The 16,233-nt window shown below is 62.3% G+C and carries 13 protein-coding genes; 7 read left to right on the plus strand and 6 right to left on the minus strand.

Features of this window, described 5'->3' with window-relative positions; genetic code table 11:
- Positions 1–147 precede the first annotated feature (147 nt).
- On the minus strand, positions 148–549 hold the full coding sequence (locus ABEA23_RS12855; RefSeq protein WP_345478404.1) for a DUF3054 domain-containing protein: 402 nt from the start codon (positions 547–549) through the stop codon (positions 148–150).
- 360 nt (positions 550–909) lie between these two features.
- Here ABEA23_RS12855 and ABEA23_RS12860 point away from each other — a divergent pair, with 360 nt between their 5' ends.
- From ABEA23_RS12860 to ABEA23_RS12875, 4 genes are all read left to right on the plus strand, one after another.
- Entirely contained in the window at positions 910–1,761 is an 852-nt protein-coding gene (locus ABEA23_RS12860) for a putative RNA methyltransferase (protein ID WP_345478405.1), read from the plus strand.
- A 106-nt stretch (positions 1,762–1,867) separates the two neighbouring features.
- Entirely contained in the window at positions 1,868–2,353 is a 486-nt protein-coding gene (locus tag ABEA23_RS12865; RefSeq protein ID WP_345478406.1) for an NfeD family protein, read from the plus strand.
- A gap of 54 nt (positions 2,354–2,407) precedes the next feature.
- Positions 2,408–3,676: an SPFH domain-containing protein gene (locus ABEA23_RS12870; RefSeq protein WP_345478407.1), complete on the plus strand. Its 1,269-nt coding sequence runs from the start codon at positions 2,408–2,410 to the stop codon at positions 3,674–3,676.
- Between the two features lie 127 nt (positions 3,677–3,803).
- A complete protein-coding gene (locus tag ABEA23_RS12875; RefSeq protein WP_345478408.1) occupies positions 3,804–4,145 on the plus strand; it encodes an RNA polymerase-binding protein RbpA in 342 nt (113 codons plus the stop codon).
- 109 nt (positions 4,146–4,254) lie between these two features.
- On the opposite strand, the gene ABEA23_RS12880 is transcribed toward ABEA23_RS12875, so the two are convergent.
- From ABEA23_RS12880 to ABEA23_RS12890, 3 genes are read right to left on the minus strand one after another with little or no spacing between them, the layout of a single operon-like run.
- Positions 4,255–4,986 carry a polyprenol monophosphomannose synthase gene (locus ABEA23_RS12880; RefSeq protein WP_044494995.1) on the minus strand — a complete coding sequence of 244 codons (732 nt, stop codon included), beginning with the start codon at positions 4,984–4,986 and terminating at the stop codon, positions 4,255–4,257.
- Between the two features lie 10 nt (positions 4,987–4,996).
- Entirely contained in the window at positions 4,997–6,166 is a 1,170-nt protein-coding gene (locus ABEA23_RS12885; RefSeq protein ID WP_345478409.1) for a hypothetical protein, read from the minus strand.
- Positions 6,156–9,113, minus strand: a complete 2,958-nt coding sequence (locus tag ABEA23_RS12890; RefSeq protein ID WP_345478410.1) for a DEAD/DEAH box helicase — start codon at positions 9,111–9,113, stop codon at positions 6,156–6,158. Before ABEA23_RS12890 ends, ABEA23_RS12885 begins: the two co-directional genes overlap by 11 nt.
- Positions 9,114–9,265: 152 nt before the next feature.
- Between ABEA23_RS12890 and ABEA23_RS12895 the strand changes: the two genes are divergently transcribed.
- A complete protein-coding gene (locus ABEA23_RS12895) occupies positions 9,266–10,513 on the plus strand; it encodes an MFS transporter (RefSeq protein ID WP_345478411.1) in 1,248 nt (415 codons plus the stop codon).
- 109 nt (positions 10,514–10,622) lie between these two features.
- Positions 10,623–11,981: an NADP-specific glutamate dehydrogenase gene (gdhA, locus tag ABEA23_RS12900; protein WP_345478412.1), complete on the plus strand. Its 1,359-nt coding sequence runs from the start codon at positions 10,623–10,625 to the stop codon at positions 11,979–11,981.
- Positions 11,982–12,027: 46 nt separating this feature from the next.
- Here gdhA and ABEA23_RS12905 read toward each other — a convergent pair whose 3' ends face one another.
- Entirely contained in the window at positions 12,028–13,038 is a 1,011-nt protein-coding gene (locus tag ABEA23_RS12905) for a LacI family DNA-binding transcriptional regulator (RefSeq protein WP_345478413.1), read from the minus strand.
- Between the two features lie 25 nt (positions 13,039–13,063).
- Entirely contained in the window at positions 13,064–14,752 is a 1,689-nt protein-coding gene (locus tag ABEA23_RS12910; RefSeq protein ID WP_345478414.1) for a glycoside hydrolase family 13 protein, read from the minus strand.
- Between the two features lie 203 nt (positions 14,753–14,955).
- Between ABEA23_RS12910 and ABEA23_RS12915 the strand changes: the two genes are divergently transcribed.
- The gene (locus ABEA23_RS12915) at positions 14,956–16,233 is read left to right on the plus strand and encodes a sugar ABC transporter substrate-binding protein (RefSeq protein WP_345478415.1); all 1,278 of its coding nucleotides are present in this window, start codon (positions 14,956–14,958) and stop codon (positions 16,231–16,233) included.

A 16,233-nucleotide genomic window follows, 5' to 3' on the forward strand; every position in this document is an offset into this window, starting at 1 on the left:
ACTCGACCCGGATCGGGTCGGATGAGCTGGACGTGTCCCACCGTAGGCCGCCGCACCTTAGGAGCTGCTGGACATCAGCCGAGAGAGAGGTCAAAGCATCCGTCAGTCATAACCGCCCGTCACCTACGGGCCTGAGAGCCTGTCGACTCAACGTCGGCGAAGCATCTGACTGCTCACCAATCGTCGGCCCAGCAGCAGCAGTGCCAGGGAACCTGTGGCGACTGCTACAAAGGACAGGGGAGAGCCGCCGTCGGTCAGCAGCACGCGCAGCGTCATTCCTAGTGCCACAGTGACGAGTACGACGACGACGCCCTCGGGCCACAGCCGCGAAGGTTGGTGCCAACTCCTGGTGAGCGCCCACCCGAGGAGGAGCCCTATAAGGAACGGCCAAGCGGTACCTGCGACATCGGAGACGCTCAGTCCCGTGCTGTGCGAGCGGTTACCAGCGACGGCAAACAGCACCACCAGGGCCGCATCCAGCAGCAACAGAACCAAGGTGATGATCGCTGAATGCCGTACTGGACCCCGAGATCTCTCTGTTGTGCTCATGTCACTTAAGCCTATAGCTGCACCACGAGGAAGGGGACGGCGGGGTGGTGGCCCACGTTGTCAGTGTGCCGCAGGACGCCAGTCCGGCTGGTCCGCTGCTCCACCTTCAGATCTGTTGCTTGACATAATGTAGATTATCGGTGCATTACACCGGGGTGACAGTGCTGCGGAGAAGGCGCAGAATACCGTGGCTCGAACTGCGCAGGGCCAGGACCCATCGACAGGAACAGCGTTGGGACCAATACGACCGTTAGTTGCGGATGCGCGCCGAACTGGCAGCACCACAGTCTGGGTCGCGCCGTTCCATCACACTGTAGGCCGCATGAACACCGGCAGACTTCGACCGATACTGTATGAGACATGACTGACCAGGGGCCGTTACAACAGTGGCCGGTGAGATGCCCGCACTGCGCAGAACAGCTGGTTGTGGATTACCAGGACTCCCGACTTCGCGGCTTGCACTGCCCCACTGGGCACAGCTTCGACGCAGCACGACAAGGTTATGTCAACTTGCTGGCCGGAAAGGCCGTGAAGTTCACCCCGGACTCAGCACAGATGATCATGGCACGCGAACGCGTCCAGGACTCCGGGATCTTCTCAACGGTGACCGCGGCGCTGAGCGATTCCGCGGCCTCAGCTGACCCGACACTCATCGTGGACTGCGGGGCCGGCACCGGACATTACTTGCACCAGCTGCTGGACGCTCATCCCACCAGCAGAGGAATTGCCGTAGACCTCTCCCCCGCGGGGCTGAAACGAGCTGCGAAGCACCCCCGAAGCCTCGCACTGGCGTGGGACCTCTGGCAACCCCTGCCGCTGGCGGATTCCAGCACAGATCTGCTCATCAACGTCTTCGCCCCGCGCAATCCGGCCGAATACCGCCGTGTGCTGACGCCGAAGGGCCGCGCCGTCGTCGTGATCCCGCGCCCAGGACACCTCCACGAACTCCGTGGCTCAGGCTTACTTGGACAGCAGGCGGATAAACGTGAGCAGCTGATAGCGCAGATGGCACCGCATTTTGGCGAACCGATCACTATTCACATCGCGGCATCAAGCCCTCAGGTCAGCCCGGAGCTGGCCGCTGATCTGATCTTCATGGGGCCAGCAGGCCACCATAGGGACTCGGCAGAGCTTCTCCGCCTCGTTCAGCAGCATCCAGTGTCCACTATTAGCGTTGACGTCGAACTTCTGACCTGGCAGAACCAGCCCTGACCAGCGGATTGATGCTGTCATCTTATTCCGTTCTCCCCCGGGCGCGGATAGGGTGGAGATCACAGGCCAGATGTGACCGCATAAGGCTACAAGGAGGCGTACCTGCATGATCGAGTGGTTCGGCGAGAATCTCTGGGCCGCATGGCTCTCACTGACGTTCGTGCTGCTCGTGCTAGAAGTGTTCATGCTGGATCTGCTTTTCCTCATGCTCGCCGCCGGAGCGCTCTCGGCCATGACTGTGTCCCTGGCCGGAGGCCCCGGGTGGCTGCAGGTGGTAGTAGGTTCCGTGACCGCTCTGCTCATGCTCGGTGCTGTTCGCCCCATCGCCCTGAAGCATCTGAAGAAGAGTCCCCACGACCAGCTGACCAATGTCGATCGGATGACCGGGATGGAAGCCCAGACCATCGAAACAGTCACAGCGCAGTCCGGACTGGCCGAGGTCGACGGCGACACCTGGACCGCCCGCTCAGCTGGCGAGTACCGAATCGAACCGGGCATGACCGCCGTCGTTGACTCCGTAGACGGCGCCACCGTCTACCTCCGCCCGGCCCCCAGCATTCAGTGGAACGACCCGCAAGGCCAGGAAGCCTAAGTGCTTATTCCACCTCAGCCCAGATAACCCGTCGTAGGACTAGGAACGGACACCATGCCAGAAATCGTGACCATCGTCGTACTGCTGGCCCTCGTGGCCTTTGTGGTGGTGATCCTCGCCCAAAGCGTGAGAATCATCCCGCAGGCCCGTGCTGGCATTATTGAACGGCTGGGCAAATACCAGCGCACCCAGGGACCGGGACTGACTATCCTGGTGCCCTTTATCGACCGCCTGCTGCCGATGCTGGATATGCGCGAACAGGTGGTGAGCTTTCCCCCGCAGCCGGTGATCACCGAAGACAACCTGGTGGTCTCCATTGATACTGTGGTCTATTTCCAGATCACTGATCCGAAGGCCGCGACTTACGAGATCCAGAACTACATCGTCGCTGTCGAGCAGCTGACCACCACCACGCTGCGAAACGTGGTGGGTGGTATGAACCTGGAAGAAGCGCTGACCTCACGAGATCAGATCAACTCGATGCTGCGTGGTGAGCTGGACAAAGTCACCGGCCGCTGGGGTATTCGTGTGGCACGTGTGGAGCTGAAGGCCATCGACCCGCCGCACAGCATCCAGGACTCCATGGAGCAGCAGATGCGCGCCGAGCGTAACCGCCGCGCTGCCATCCTGACCGCGGAAGGCAATAAGCAGTCCGCAATCCTCAACGCTGAAGGTGACCGGCAGGCCGCGATCCTCAAGGCTGAGGGTGAAGCTCAGTCCCGCATTCTTGCCGCCAATGCAGAGGCGCAGGCCATTGAGACGGTCTTCAACGCCGTCCATGCTGCTGAGCCCTCCCCCGAGCTGCTCTCCTACCAGTACCTGCAGACGCTGCCGGAGATGGCCAAGTCTGAAACCAATACGATGTTCTTCATCCCCGGTGAATTCGGTGATGCCCTGAAGTCCCTCTCCGGAGCATTCGGCGGCAGCAGCTCGGCAGGACCAGCTGATGCAGTCGAGACTCAGGAGAAGATCCGTGCCGAGCGCGCCCAGCGCCATGCTGAACGGCGCAAGGAATCCAAGCCGGGCATCTCCGACGCCATTGCGGATCTGGCTGAATCAGCACGGTCCACCTCGGTGACCGATGAGCACTCCCACTACGTCTCCTCCAAGGACCTGGAGGAAGAGGCGCGCAAGGCCGAGCCAGGCAATGCCTCCGCGGCTTCCCGGAAGGTTCCCGGTCTGGAAGAGGACAGCGCCGAGGCGCTGCGCCGGGTAGCACAGACAGCTCCCCCGGAGGCAGACACCGCGCTGAAGTCTGAAACCGGCAATAACCCTCCCCATCCGCAGGATGGTCCGGACCAGCAGGGCTCCGAAAGCCGCTGAGCGGCGATCCTATTCAACGCCAAGGGCAGCGGCTGTGGAATAATCTACAGCCGCTGCCCTGTTGTAGTGCCGAAGAGACTTCTGTAGTGAGTGAAGAGTCTGTCCTGATGATGTGGGAGGAAACCCGATGAGTGATCGCAGTCTGCGCGGAATGCGCCTGGGCGCACAGTCCATGGAGACCGAGCAGGGTGTGGAACCGGCACCTCGCCAGACCGTTGAATACGTCTGCGAGGACGGTGAGAAGATCAGTGTGATCTTCGCCGCCGACGCTGAGATTCCGCCGACCTGGACCGCTCCCTCCGGCAAGGTAGGCGTGCTGGCTGAAGGTGATACTCCTGACGAGGAGCCCGAGAAGCCTGCGCGAACCCACTGGGACATGCTGCTGGAGCGCCGCTCGATGGACGAGCTGGAGGACATCCTTCAGGACCGTATGAAGATCCTGCGCGAACGTCGCGGCGAGAAGGTCTGATCGCCAAGGATCAGGGTTCGGCCCACTAGCTTTGGGTCAAGCGCTATATATGGCTATGGCCCGGGGACTCCCCCGGGCCATAGTCATATCTGTTGCAGCTGATATCTGGTTATCCGCTGAAGCGTTTGCGCAGGGTCTCCGCGCGTGCTGCCAGCCCCCACTTGGTGACATTAGTCATAGCCTCGAGCACAATACCGCCGCTCATCTTGGACTCACCTAGGGTGCGCTCCACGAAGGTGATGGGAACCTCTGCGATGGTCTTGCCCTGCCGAGCCACGCGGAACGTCATATCCACCTGGAATCCATAGCCCACTGATTCGATCGAGTTCAGATCGATGTCCTCGAGCGTGGAGCGTCGGAATACTCGGAATCCGGCGGTGATATCGCGCACTTTCAGTCCCAGCATGGTCCGTGAGTAGAAGCTGCCCGCCCGGGAGATCACCTCGCGGTGCAGCGGCCAGTTCACCACCGATCCCCCAGAGACCCAGCGCGAACCGATCACCAGATCTGCCTCGTCGATCTTTGCGAGCAGGTCCGGGAGCTGCTCAGGCTGATGTGAACCATCGGCATCCAGCTCAACGAAGGCGTCGTAATCCCGCTCCAGCCCCCAGCCGAATCCAGCAATATACGCGCCGCCGAGACCATTCTTCTGGGTGCGGTGCAGCACATGGATGGCCGAGTCAGCAGCGCTCATCTCCTCAGCGAGCTCGCCAGTGCCATCAGGACTGTTGTCATCAACGATGAGCACATCAGAATGGGGCACAGCTGCACGAAGCCGATCAATAGTGGTCGGCAGCGCGTCGATCTCGTTGTAGGTGGGGATGATGGTCAGGATCTTCATATTCACCACGTTACACGCCGCGTCCGGCAATCACCGTGCTGACAAGGCGCGGCAGAGTCTCTCCATCCAGGTACGGAAGGAGGGGTGTGCGGGCGCGCGTGTCGGTGCTCCAGGCAGCCACAGTGGAGTGTGGCGTCTGTACCGCGAGGGACTCCACCTCCCAGATCGCGTAGGTCGCGACCGTACCGGGGTTGAGTTGTCCGGCAGTCTCGGAGGCGCCGCCCAAAGAGCGGTATGCACCGCGGGTCAATGCGTTAAATCCAGCTCGGGCTGAGACTGCCTCTGTGACGGAGTGCACATGATCGGAGACCAATTGCCAGGGATTCTCCCCCTCCCCGGGGACAGCTGACGTCGGCACGCCCACACTCAACGCCGTGCCCAGGTGTCCGGGACCGGTGAGCACAACGTGTACGCCGGTGTTCAGCAGGGCCTCCCAGTGATCACGCTCAGCTGAGTCAAAGCCGACAAGCAGAGTCGGCATCGAAGCAGTCGGAGTCTGCCTGAGCTCACGCAGGTGCTTGGTGGTGGTGACGACGGCGTCAACTGCCTCCGCGGCGTCGATACCGTCAGTTTCGATCAACAGCTGGTGACCTGCCTCGGCCGCCCAGGAGCGCACGCCCAGGAGATTCGGCAGCACCTCCCGCAGCAGTACAGCCGCTCCCGCGGGACGCCCGGCAGCCTCCTCGACAGCGGGAAGCAGATCCAACAGGGCGTTCAGCGGCGCAATTGAAGGGGCTCCCCCATCGGCGTGGACACCTGTCAGCCGCAGCACCGGGTATACCTCCACCGGATGCCCCGCCGCCGCTGTGAAAGTCTCAGCCAGCGCAGCCTGCACTGCGGTAGCGTCAGCCAGGTCATCCGCCGAGACCGTGACGACCAATCGCAGCGCGCAATAGCCCAGCTTCTGGGCGGCAACATCAAGGACTTCAGCCGTTGTGACAGCCGACGCTTCGCTCAGCTCAAGTCCTACCCGTCCCACAAAGGCTGGTGCCACAAGAGCGCGGTCAAGATCCTGCCGGATAAGCCGGTCCCCCGCCATGCGCTCAGCAGTTTCGTCAGAGCCCAGCCAGGCGACCTGCCCATCTTCTACGATCATCGCCTCTGCATACGGTTCTGCAGTCGAATGGATGGTGCCGTTAAAAAGCAGTACCGGTGCTTCTGCTTCGGCCTCAGGCGTCACTGTCAAAGTCTTCCTCCACTGATTGATAAGCCACCGAGGAGTAAGCCACCACTCCTCTGGCGATGAGATCCACAGCCTCTTGGCAGCGAGAGGCGAATTTTCCGCCCGTAGTGGGAGCCTTGGAGAGCTGGTCCAAGACATCGATGCACTGCTTGGCCCAACGGACGAAGTCACCTGCGGCCAGCGGGGAATCTTCCAACGACTGCCGCAGGCTCGAGCCCGAGGCCCAGTGGTACATCGGCAGGCTCAGGCCCATCTCTGGGCCGTCGGTGGGTTCCAAGTGGTGACGCTTCTCCAGGGTTTCAAGCTCAGCATGAACTTCAAGTGCTGAACGCACCGCGTTGCTGAGGCGCTTGGTCGGCATCAGCGGCATCGCGCCTTCATCCTCTCGCTTGGCCTGATAGACCAAAAGCGTGGAGAAGGCTGCCAACTCCTCAGCAGAGAGCCCAGCAAGCACCCCGCGATCTATGAGCATCTCGGTGAAGAGATCACGTTCGCCGTAGATTCGCCGCAATCGCTGGCCGCGCTCGGTCACAATGAACTCTTCGGCGCCGAACTCTTCAGCGATGGGTGCAGCGGTTGGCAGCCGTTCCTCCTCGGCAGGCTGCAGGTGCCCCAGGTCGTAGAGGACTCCGCAGACTCGATCGAAGGTCTTGGCAATGGATCCGGTACGCCGGTCGATCTTGCCCTTGAGCTGGTCAGTCTCGCGGCGCAGTTTCCACCAGCGTTCGGCCCAGCGAGCGTGTTCTTCCCGGTCGCTGCAGGAATGGCAGGGATGGCGACGCAGTGCGGCTTGCAGCTCATCAACCTGCTGGCCTTCATCCTCGGCTTCAGCAAAGCCGAAGCCTGGCTGCGGCGCGTTCTTGCGCGGGGGCACCCGGTCGTGGAGCGCGGCTCTCATAGCCGAGGCGAGGTCTCGACGAATCTTAGGGACCTTGACCTGAGGTTTGCGTGGCAACCGGACAGCGGAGATCACCTCCGGAGGCTGAGAGAAGTCCTCCACGGTGAGATTGCGCAGCTTGCCGTCAGCTGTGATGACCCCGGGCCGCGGATCATGTTCGGGTGCCGAATGAACGACCAGGCACTCCCCTAATCGGCGTTTGCCACCTACCTCAATGACATCTCCAGGCTCCAGCGAACTGAGCACCCTGACGATCTCGCGGCGGCGCTGTCGGTTGCGCGCCTTGGCCTGATCCTTCTGCTGCTCGGTCAGCTCTCGGCGCAGTCCTGCATACTCCCGGAAGTCTCCCAGGTGACACTGCATAGCCTTCTCATAGCCGGCCAAGGAGGATTCACGCTTGGCGACGTCGCGGGCAAGTCCAACTACGGCTCGGTCGGCCTGGAACTGCGCGAAGGAGGACTCCAGGATGGTGCGGGCCCTGCGCCGTCCGAACTGCGCGGTCAGGTTGACTGCCATGTTGTAGCTGGGGCTGAAGCTGGAATTCAGCGGATAGGTGCGCTTGGACGCCAGACCCGCCACCTGTCGTGGATCCATACCGGGCTGCCAGACCACGACGGCGTGACCTTCCACATCGATACCTCGTCGCCCCGCCCGCCCGGTGAGCTGGGTGTACTCGCCCGGGGTGATGTCCTCATGGGTTTCGCCGTTGAACTTATCGAGTTTCTCCAGCACTACTGTGCGCGCAGGCATGTTGATGCCGAGGGCCAGGGTCTCAGTGGCGAATACCACCTTCAGCAGGCCCTCTGCATAGAGGTTCTCTACCAGTTCCTTGAAAGGCGGGAGCATTCCGGCGTGGTGGGCGGCAACGCCGTTGATCAGAGCTTCCCGGAAACTGTCGAAGCCGAGTACAGAAAGGTCTTCAGCTGGCAGCTCCCAGCCCATTTCCTCAACCCGAGACGCGATTTCCGCGGCCTCTTCTTTAGAGGTCAGCTGGATTCCGGCATGCAGACACTGCTCCACCGCTGCCTCGCAGCCGGCGCGGGAGAAGATGAAGCTGATGCAGGGCAAGAGACCCTGACGATCAAGAGCTCTGATCATGCGTGGCCGATGCAGTCGGGGTCCGCCAGCAGGAGAACCAGAAATCTTGGAGACATCCTTGCCGCTGGTGCTGAGCTCACGTCTAGGTCCGCCGGGGCGGCCATAGCCGTGGCGGCCCCGGCCTCTACCGCGATGACCCCCACTTCGCCGCGAAGGCGGGGATTGTGAAAACGCCACGGCACGCTGCAGCTCCGGATTCACCAATTGGCCACCGGATGCGTCGTCGTTCTCCTCGGTGATGACGAAGAGGTCATAGATCTGGTGATCCACCAGCATGTGCTGCCAGAGCGGCACTGGACGGTGCTCTGAGACCACCACGGCCGTCTCGCCACGTACTGTGTCCAGCCAAGCGCCGAACTCTTCTGCGTTGGACACTGTTGCCGAAAGCGCCGCCACCTGAACGCTCTCGGGCAAGTGGATGATGACTTCCTCCCACACTGCCCCGCGGAAGCGGTCGGCCAGATAGTGGACCTCGTCCATGACCACGAACTTCAGGTCGTCCAAGGTTGAGGAGGACTGATACAGCATATTGCGCAGCACCTCGGTGGTCATGACCACAACCTGGGCCTCGGAGTTGATTGAGGTATCACCGGTGAGCAGCCCCACCCGGTCAGCACCGTAATCGGCCACCAGTTCCTGGTACTTCTGATTCGAAAGGGCCTTAATGGGCGTCGTGTAGAAGGCCTTCTTGCCCTGGGCGAGAGCGAGATGGACGGCGAACTCACCGACGATCGTCTTACCGGCACCGGTAGGAGCAGCTACCAGGACAGCACGGCCAGCTTCCAGGTGCCGACAGGCCTCCAGCTGGAAGTCATCGAGGTCAAAAGCCTGCTCGGCACGAAACGCCGCCAGTTCGGTCTTGGCTTCTGCGGCCCGCCGGCGTGACTGGGCATAACGCTGTGCCGGTGATAGGCGCTCATCAGAGGATCGATCAGCCGGTGAACTCATAGCCTCCACCCTATCGGTCCGTACTGCACAGAGTCTGTTCACCTCGCATCCTGCATCGAGGTAATCAGCAGCCGCAACAACGCAGCAGTGCCGAGCATCTATGAGCGCGGGACTAGTTGCCCGCTGCAACAACAAGAGTAGGCTTGGGCTCTGTGAGCACCCCGGCCTCCCGCGAACCGATGTTCCCCTTCCGCACCGTGGTGCTTGGCGCGCTGATACCGGCTTTCATCTTCAGCACCGGCATCGGTGCCATGATCCCGGTGCTGGCCTCATTTTCCGTAGAACGCGGAGCAACTATTGCTCTAGCGGGTGTGATCGCGGCGATGCTTCCCATCGGGCAGATCGTCGCTGACCTACCTGCGGGGGCGCTAGCTTCGAGAATCGGGGACCGGCGGGCCATGTTGATCGCGGGAGCCTGCGCGGCCGCGGGGTTTCTGGCCGCCGGTTTTGCGCCGTCGCTGTTGACTCTCGGTGCGGCGATCTTCTTGGTGGGAGCGGCCAACGCAGTTTTCCATCTCGCCCGGCACTCCTACCTCACAGAAGTCACCAGTCCCCTGCAGCGCGCGCGGGTTCTCTCTACACTCGGCGGAGTGCACCGGATCGGTCAGTTCGCCGGCCCCTTTCTCGGTGCAGCCCTGACCCTTGGTGGCGATCTGCGCTGGGTCTTCGCCCTGGCGGCAGTCACCTCCCTGGCCGCCGTCGCTACGGTGTTCACAGCGCGGCCTGCGAAAGGTGAGGATGATCCGGACCAGCGGACGCGCAGTGCTGGCACTCCCCCAGTGCGGCTGAAACAGGTGCTGCGCGACTACCGGCATCTCTTGCTGACACTGGGCATGTGCGGAATGTTTGTGGGTGCCATCCGCGGCGCGAAGCAGCAGGTTCTGCCCCTCTGGGGCGAGTACATCGGACTGGATCCGACCACGATTTCGCTGATCTATGGCATCTCCAGCGGCATCGATATGCTGCTGTTCTATCCGGCCGGAAAAGTCATGGACAGCTTCGGCAGACTCTGGGTAGGAGTTCCGGCCATGCTCGCACTGGGGGCCGCGATGGCTATGGTCCCGCTCAGCGGTACAGCGGTGCAACTGGGAGTAGTAGGCATCTTCATGGGCTTCGCCAATGGCATGGGATCCGGCATTATGATGACCATCTCCTCTGATATCGCCCCGGCTGAGGCCCGGCCCCAGTTCTTAGGCGCCTGGCGGGTACTGACCGATATCGGCATAGGCCTGGGACCGCTGACCCTGGCAGCCGGCGCGGCTCTGGGCTCACTTGCCATCGGTGTGCTGATAGCTGCCAGCTATGGTCCGGTGGGCGCGGCAATTATGCAGCGCTGGCTGCCGCGGTATTCAGATCACGCCAACCGGTCCACGCGGCGTCGAGCCGGCATCATGCGCTAGGGGATGGTTTCCGCCGGGCCGAGTCTCAGCATGTGACACGCGGCGCCGACCAAGGGCAGCCGCCGGATAGCATGTTCCGCAATGCGGAAATGCCTTTGAGAGGAATTGTGTGAGCCCTAGCAGTCAGCGGATCGAGAAGGTCTACGAACAGGTCATCAGCCGAAATCCCGGCGAGTTTGAGTTTCACCAGGCGGTTCGGGAAGTTTTCGACTCCCTTCCTCGGGTCCTCTCCCGGCACCCTCAGTATGTGGAAGCGTCCATTCTGGAGCGCATCTGCGAGCCCGAACGGCAGATCATCTTCCGAGTCCCTTGGACTGATGATGAGGGCAATGTGCATATCAACCGCGGCTTTCGAGTTCAGTACAACTCTGCACTGGGTCCGTATAAGGGCGGTCTGCGTTTCCATCCCAGCGTGCTGCTGGGGACAGTGAAGTTCTTGGGCTTCGAGCAGATCTTCAAGAACGCCCTCACCGGACTCCCCATCGGCGGAGGAAAGGGCGGCAGTGATTTCGATCCCAAAGGCCGCAGCGACGCCGAGATCATGCGATTCTGCCAGTCCTTCATGACTGAGGCTTATCGTCACCTCGGCGACCGCGTCGATGTTCCAGCCGGAGACATCGGCGTGGGCGGACGCGAGATCGGTTACCTCTTTGGCCAGTACAAACGCATCACCAACCGGTATGAATCCGGTGTCCTGACCGGTAAGGGGATCAGTTGGGGCGGCTCTCTGGTACGCACGGAAGCCACCGGCTACGGCACGGTCTTCTTCACCCAGCACATGCTGGCCACGCGCGGACGCTCATTCGACGGCGCCAAGGTGCTGGTCTCAGGCTCAGGCAATGTCGCCATCTACGCCATCGAGAAGGTCGCCGAACTCGGCGGCACCGTAGTGGGCGCATCAGACTCCTCCGGCAGCATCTACGATCCAGAAGGAATCGACCTTCAGCTGCTGCGCGAGATCAAGGAGGTCCGACGTGGCCGTATCAGCGAGTACGCACAGGAACGCGACCGGGCAGAGTACATCGGCGGTGCCCCGGTCTGGGCGGTGGCCGAGAAGACGCCGGTGGATGTGGCTTTGCCCTGCGCCACTCAGAATGAACTTGATGAGCACGACGCCGCACTGCTCATCGCCGCGGGAGTACAGGCCGTAGCTGAAGGTGCAAATATGCCGACCACGCCTGAGGCCATCCGTGCCCTGCGCGATGCCGGCGTTCTCTTCGGCCCCGGCAAAGCAGCCAACGCCGGCGGTGTAGCCACCTCAGCATTGGAGATGCAGCAGAACGCCACGCGGGACTCATGGAGCTTCGAATACACCGAGCAGCGCCTGGCAGAGATTATGGAGAACATCCATACGCGCTGTGCTGAGACCGCAGAAGAGTACGGGGTGCCCGGAGACTACGTCTCGGGGGCTAATATCGCAGGCTTCACCCAGGTGGCCGATGCCATGATCGCCCAAGGCGTGATCTAAGGCTGATGGCGTAGGCACCAGGGACAGCCTTGGCAGGCACCTCGGCCTAGCCGCCAATCAACGGTGCTGCGCTGCTGCCGCGGACTACCAGCTCATAAGGCAGGGTGGGCTGGCCGTCATGTTCGCCATCAACCTGACGCAGAATACGTTCTGCTGCGCGTCGGCCCTGATCGGCTGGCTTCTGATCCACTGTGGTCAGCGTGAATAAAGCTCCGAGTTCGTGGCCGTCCACGCCCACCACAGATAGCTGCTGCGGAACTCCCAGTCCCAGGTCCCGGGCTGCCAGGATGGCGCCGATGGCCATCTCATCCGAAGCCGCGACTATACCGGTCAGACTGTGCCCGGGAGTGCCCAGCAGCTGCTTGGCGGCCTCGTATCCGCCTTCGATGGTGAAGTCTGCCGCCCGCACCAGTGCCGCATCCGGGTCCGCATCCCAGGCCTCTAACGCTTGGTTGAACCCTTCGCGACGGCGCGTGGGAACGTGAAAATCGACATCAAAGGCCTGGTCGCCGCCGATGTACCCCAGCCGCCGGTGTCCCAACTGCAAGAGGTGTTCAGCAGCTAACCGGGTGACCGCACGGTCATCGATGGCCATTCCGGGAATGCCGCGCTGGGACCCGCCGATAATGATCACGGGCAGATCAAGCTGCGCCAGCTGCTCGGCCTCCCAATCGTCGAGTTCCAGGGCGATCACAATGACCCCGTCAACCCGACGTCGCCGCAGGAATGCCCGGAAGATCTCGCGGCGCAACTGGGGGTCCGCCGTCACGTTGTACAGCGTAAGGTCATAGCCGGAGCGGGTCAGCGTGTCGGAGATGCCAGTCAGCACCGTATTGAAGAACCACCGGTGCAGATCGGGGGTAATCACCCCGATACTGCGGCTGCGACCGGAAGCAAGACTGGATGCGGCGGAGGAGACGACGTAGCCCAGCTGCTCGGCAGCAGCCAGAACCTTCTCTCGGGCTACAGCTGAGACCTGGCCTCGACCACTTAGTGCCCGAGAGGCCGTGGCGGAGGACACACCGGCTGTTCGGGCGACTTCGTCGAGGCTGACCACTGGGCGCCGCTCCTCCGCTCGTCTGTCACTGATGAGTTATCTCTTTCAACCATACTGTGACGTCGCGGGGCACGGTTCGATTTTCAATCGGCGTACTGGTGGCTAGGACCTCGTGCCCGTCAGGAAGAGTGACGTCTGCACCGCTGATATTTGCCACCACCAGCACACCCGAGTTCCTAAACGCCAGAACACCGCTGCCGAACTCCGGCGCCCATTCAAGCGTGCCGCTGCCCAGATCGGCCTCGCGGCGCAACTGCAGGAGCCGGCGGTAGAGGTTCAGTGTGGACGCTGGCTGCTGAGCCTGGACTGATCGGGCTAGAGGCGCCCAGCGCTTTGGCTGCGGAAGCCAGGACTCGCCGGTGTGGCTAAAGCCAAACGCTGGCGCGGAATCTTCCCAGGGCAGCGGCACCCGGCAGCCGTCACGTCCGTAGCGTTCCCCCTGCGTGCGGAACCAGGTGGGATCCTGACGCGCCTCCCCCGGCAGATCATGGACCTCATCGAGCCCGAGCTCCTCACCCTGGTAGAGGTAGGACGAACCGGGCAGAGCCAGCATCAAGGTGGTGGCAGCCCGGGCCCGGCGCACCCCGTCCTCATACTGCGGAATCCCCGGGAAGTCTGGGCCGATGCCTGTACCCTGGGGATTCTCGCCGGTCAGTGAAAGCCGGGTGGCGTGGCGTACGACGTCGTGATTGGAAAGTACCCAGGTGCTGGGCGCGCCCACGCCGCTGAAAGCGGCCAGGGACCGGTCAATAATGTCTCGCAGTTCGGCCTCATCCCAGGAGGCCATGAGGTAGTCAAAATTGAAGGTCTGGTGCATCTCGTCTGGGCGCACCCACAGAGCCATCTTCTCCACTGAGGAGACCCATGCCTCCCCGCACAGCGCCCGGTCGCCGTCGTATTCACTCAGAATGCGATGCCAATCCCGGTAGATCTCATGGACACCGGCCTGCTCGAAGTAGGGAGCCGGAGTCTCCTCCCCGCCCATGGATGCCGCCTCAGGTGACGGCGTATAGTCCGGCAGCTGCGAATCCTTGACCAGGCCATGGGCGACATCAACGCGGAAACCGTCCACGCCGCGGTCCAGCCAGAAGCGCAGGATCCGGCGGAACTCTTCTTTGACCTCCTCGTTATCCCAGTCGAAGTCGGGCTGGCTGGAATCAAAGAGGTGGAGGTACCACTGGCCGGGAACGCCATCGGGGTCGGTGACACGAGTCCAGGCGGGGCCCCCGAAGATGGACTGCCAGTTATTCGGAGGCAGCTCGCCGTTCTCGCCCCGGCCGTCACGGAAGATGTAGCGGGCACGCTCGCGGCTGCCCGGTGCTGAGGCCAGCGCCTGCTGGAACCAAAGGTGCTGGTCGGAGGAATGGTTGGGGACGAGGTCCACGATGACACGGATGCCGCGCTCGTGGGCGGCTCGCAGCATGTCGTCGAAGTCCTCCAGAGTCCCAAAGAGCGGGTCTACATCGCAGTAGTCCGCCACGTCATAGCCAGCATCCTTCTGCGGGGAGGTCATAAAGGGGCTCAGCCACATGGCATCGATGCCCAGTTCAGCCAGTGAGTCCAGCCGGGAGGTGATGCCGGGCAGGTCCCCAATGCCGTCACCGTTGGAGTCTGCGAAGGAGCGCGGATAGATCTGATAGATGACGGCACTACGCCACCACTCATGACCGGCTGCAGCGGGCGTTGCGTGATCCACATCATGTTCGAGCGTCATGCCACCACTGTAGCTGCAAGCGCTTCCACTGACCAGCGCACTTCCGACGGCGTGAGACGCCTGCGGTTTCAGTGCAGCAGGAGACCACATAGCCCCTCGGCATAACGAGAGTTGCGTACGTCACATTCTGCGTCCATACTGAAAGCGCTTGCAGTCAGCTGGCACGACTGCGCACCTTCCGACTCAATGAAGAGAGGCACATCATGAGGGCTACATTCTCAGCACCTATCCGCCTGGGTGCCCTGCTCGGCGCTGGCGCTTTCGCCCTGACCGCCTGTGGCGGCTCCGGCGGTGCAGAACCCAGCGGATCCCCCGCCCCGGAGCAGAACGGTGAATCCTCCAGCGCGGCCCCGGAAGCCGCTGGCGAACTGACAGTTTGGGTAGACGCCGACCGCGCCGATGTTCTTGCAGATGCTGCGGAGGACTTTGAGGCCGATACCGGGATCGCAGTCAATCTGGTCCAGCAGGATTTCGGCGAGATCCGCGACCAGTTCGTTTCTCAGGTCCCCACCGGTGAGGGGCCGGACATCGCAGTCGGTGCCCATGACTGGCTGGGCGTCTTGGTGACCAACGGTGTGGTCGCGCCCGTAGAACTCGGAGATACTGCCGATGACTTTGAGCAGGTCGCTGTGGACGCCTGGTCCTATGACGGTCAGACCTACGGTGTGCCCTACTCGATCGAGAACATTGCTCTGCTGCGCAATACCGAACTAGCACCTGAGGCCCCTGAGACTTTCGATGAAATGATCGAGATGGGAGAAGCCTCCGACGCCACATACCCCTTTCTGGTAGGCCTTGATCCCCAGGCCGCAGACCCGTACCACCTGTACCCCTTCCAGATGTCCTTCGGAGCACCAGTCTTTGGCACCAATGAGGACGCCTCCTACAACCCCGAGGACCTGCAGATCGGGAATGAAGGCGGCCAGGAGTTCGCCCAGTGGTTGGCCGAGCAGGGTGAAGCTGGCGTGCTGAACACTAATATCGACGGCGACCTGGCACGGGAGAACTTCAACTCCGGTGACACACCGTTCTACCTGACCGGTCCCTGGAACGTTCCAGCCGCCCAGGAGAGCGGCATCGACGTTGCTGTTGATCCCATCCCGGCCCCCGGGGACAACCCGGCACAGCCCTTCGCCGGAGTCCAGGGCTTCTTCCTCTCCGCCCAGAGCCAGAACGTGGTGGCGGCGACGAATTTCCTGATCAACTACATCGGTTCCCCTGACGTGCAGACCGCACTCTATGAGGTGGGTGGTCGCGCACCTGCCTTGACCGAGTCCTTCGACGCAGCCCTGGCTGAGGATGAAATCGTTGCCGGCTTCGGTGCCGTAGGCGCAGATGCCGTGCCGATGCCTTCCATTCCGGAAATGGGAGCCGTGTGGGATTCCTGGGGAGCAACCCAGACTGCCATCATCAACGGTGAAGGCGATCCGGTTGAACTCTGGGACCGCATGGCAGAGGACATTGCAGGAGCGCTCGACTAA

Source organism: Nesterenkonia rhizosphaerae, from assembly GCF_039544555.1.
GTDB lineage: Bacteria > Actinomycetota > Actinomycetes > Actinomycetales > Micrococcaceae > Nesterenkonia > Nesterenkonia rhizosphaerae.